This is a genomic window from Fusibacter sp., assembly GCF_057447755.1.
The window spans coordinates 1-2,815 of the sequence record NZ_JBVBZF010000410.1 but is presented as its reverse complement, the minus strand read 5'-3'; the positions used below and the strand labels follow the sequence as shown (position 1 = coordinate 2,815).

Genomic DNA, 2,815 nt, shown 5'->3' with positions numbered 1-2,815 from the left:
TCTTTATTAAGGTTTTTCAATTTTTTCGTCTTTTTACAGCGCTTTAACACGATGATTTCAACCTGGTTTTTAAGCATATCATTGAGGGCTTTCGCTATCAACTCACTTTGATTAAAGCCTCTCATCCACCTTCTGGTCCAATGAATAGGTGTTGGTACAATGCCCTCGATTTGATCTAGTATGCTCTCAGATTGCAACCTTCTATACATCTGCTCAGCAAGTCCCTTGGCATTTTCCACCTTGCCCTTGTATTTAAAATCCATAATCAACTTCTTGGCAGTACCTTCATATCTCGTACAAGACAGGTGTCTTGTATAGTAATGAAATTGTTCTTGGCATGCTTTGCACTTGTGTTGGTACAATCCCAGTTGGTAATAGACTCTTTCAACTGGTCGGTCACATTTTGAACACCTATCCTCAGGCACCTGTAATTCTGTGATGCATTTCTCGCAAAAATAGGAAGCATCCGATTGGATGGTATATTCATCACCACAAGCTAGGCAATTCAACTTTTCTGGAAAAACTATTTTTATTACTTCTTTTAGCATACTTGACCACCTAGTTAATTTTACCTTCAAGCTCCTCCCAGACATTTTTAAAATGCAAGAGCTTTCCTTTAAGATTTGAGAGTCTTCGTTCTTCATGTGTCTGATGGATCATGTGATTCAAATACTTCTTATCACCAATTAAAACAACAAGTTCTCTTGCTCTTGTTATTGCAGTATATAATATATTTCGGCTCATCAGCATAGGCGGTCCGTAGCTGACTGGCATGATAACAACCTTAAACTCACTACCTTGGCTCTTGTGAACTGTCACAGCATAAGCGAGTGTCAGTTCATCTAGTGAAGCATAGTCGTAAACCACTTCTTTTTCTTGGTCAAATACAACAGTGATTTCGCGATAAACCTCATCAATCATAGTGATAAATCCAATATCGCCATTAAAAACACCTTTTCCCTCTTCGCCAAATCGATTAGACCAATCAATATTGTAGTTGTTTTTAATCTGCATGACCTTGTCCCCTTTTCGAAAGAGTTTAAAACCAAGTTTTTTTTCACCTTTTTCAGGGGTAGGTGGGTTCAAAACATTTTGAAGCATTGTATTTAAGGCATCCACACCCACACCTGTCCCTTTCATGGGTGCTAATATCTGAAGGTCTTCCATGGCATTAAAGCCGTAATAATTAGGTAATCTATCCGTTACAAGTGCTTCAATCTCTTTGAGAATTTCATCTGCTTTTGCCTTTGATATAAAAAAGAAATCCTTGTCTTTTTTATTTAAAATAGGGGGTTGACCATGATTGATTTTATGAGCATTCACAGCAATTAGAGAAGTTTCTGATTGTCTATATATTTCATCAAGGCACACAAACGGTACGATATTAGATGCTAAAATTTCTTTTAAGACACTACCTGGACCAACGGAAGGTAACTGATCCGAATCGCCCACTAAAATTAAATGACAACCTTCCTTAATTGCATCGAGCAAGCGATACATCAAGAGAATATCCACCATGGAAATTTCATCAATAATAACGACATCTGCTTCAAGTGGATTCTGGTCATTTCTCTGAAATTCCATATCACCTTGAAACTCCAAGAGTCTATGAATGGTTTTCGACTCCCTTTGTGTCGCTTCGGTCATCCGTTTTGCAGCCCTTCCAGTTGGCGCAGCTAAGACCACCTTTTTGTTCATAACCTCAAATGCATTAATGACAGTATTAATAATGGTTGTCTTTCCGGTTCCAGGACCACCAGTGATTACAAAAACACCATTTTCAAGTGCTTTTTCAACAGCAATTTTCTGATTTTGACCTAGGAGGATACCACGATTTTCTTGATACTCTTCTATAAACCCCTCAACAAAAGACTGGGGGGGTTGATTGTTCATCATCATGAGTTTTATCAGCTTCAAAGCAACTTGCTGCTCGGCATAATATAATGTCGGCAGGTAAATTGCCAAGTCAGGTAACATTTCATCTGTCAAATTTTCTTTTGAAACAGCAGCCTCAACATGCACATCCCCTTTGACTGCAAGTTCTGCAATCATATGGTCTACAAGATCACTAGGAATGCCAAGTTCTCTTTCTGTCATGTGACATAGTGCTCTTTTTTCCATATAACTATTGCCATTGCCTGCTTCCTTGTTCAAAATATAGAGAATCCCCGAAGCAATTCTAAAGGGTGACTTAAGTCCAATCCCCATTTTTTGAGCAATTTGGTCGGCAAACTTGAACCCAATACCACTGATTTCATCTGCGAGGATGTAGGGATTTATTTCAATTTTTTCAATGGCTTCAAGGCCAAACTTCCGGTATATCTTCATGGCCATATGAACGGTAATATTGAGATTTTGAAAATACATGATAAAATCTCTAAGTTCGTATTGTTCTTTATAAGACAATACAATTTGTTCAAGCTTTTTAGGACCAATTCCAGGAATCTCCAAGAGTCGCTCTGGCGCATCGTGAATAATCTCAAGCGCGGAGTCTCCAAAAGCCTGAATCATCAGTTGAGCAGTCGCTTCACCAATACCTTTTATAACACCCGAGCTCAAGTATTTATATAATTCTTCACGTTCCTTGGGTTTAACATGTTCCAAATAAGTCACTGATAGTTGTTCGCCATAAATAGGATGAACTTCAAGTTTTCCAGAAACCCTAAGTCGATCGCCAGAGTTGATAAAAGGCAAAATCCCCTTAATACATATATAGTCATCAAGTGTGCTAAGATTAGCAATCATAAAGCCCGTTTCATCATTTTGATATATAATCTCTTCAATCACGCCTTCATATAATGCATTTTCAGACATT

The 2,815-nt window shown here is 38.1% G+C and carries 2 protein-coding genes; both read right to left on the bottom strand.

Annotation, left to right across the window (positions count from 1 at the left end; all coding sequences use genetic code 11):
* Positions 1–548 (bottom strand): ComF family protein (locus tag AC220I_RS20955; protein WP_486725816.1); only part of this gene is annotated, 548 nt, incomplete at its 3' end.
* A gap of 10 nt (positions 549–558) precedes the next feature.
* The coding region (gene recD2 / locus AC220I_RS20950) for an SF1B family DNA helicase RecD2 (protein ID WP_486725815.1) at positions 559–2,815 on the bottom strand (2,257 nt) is incomplete at its 5' end.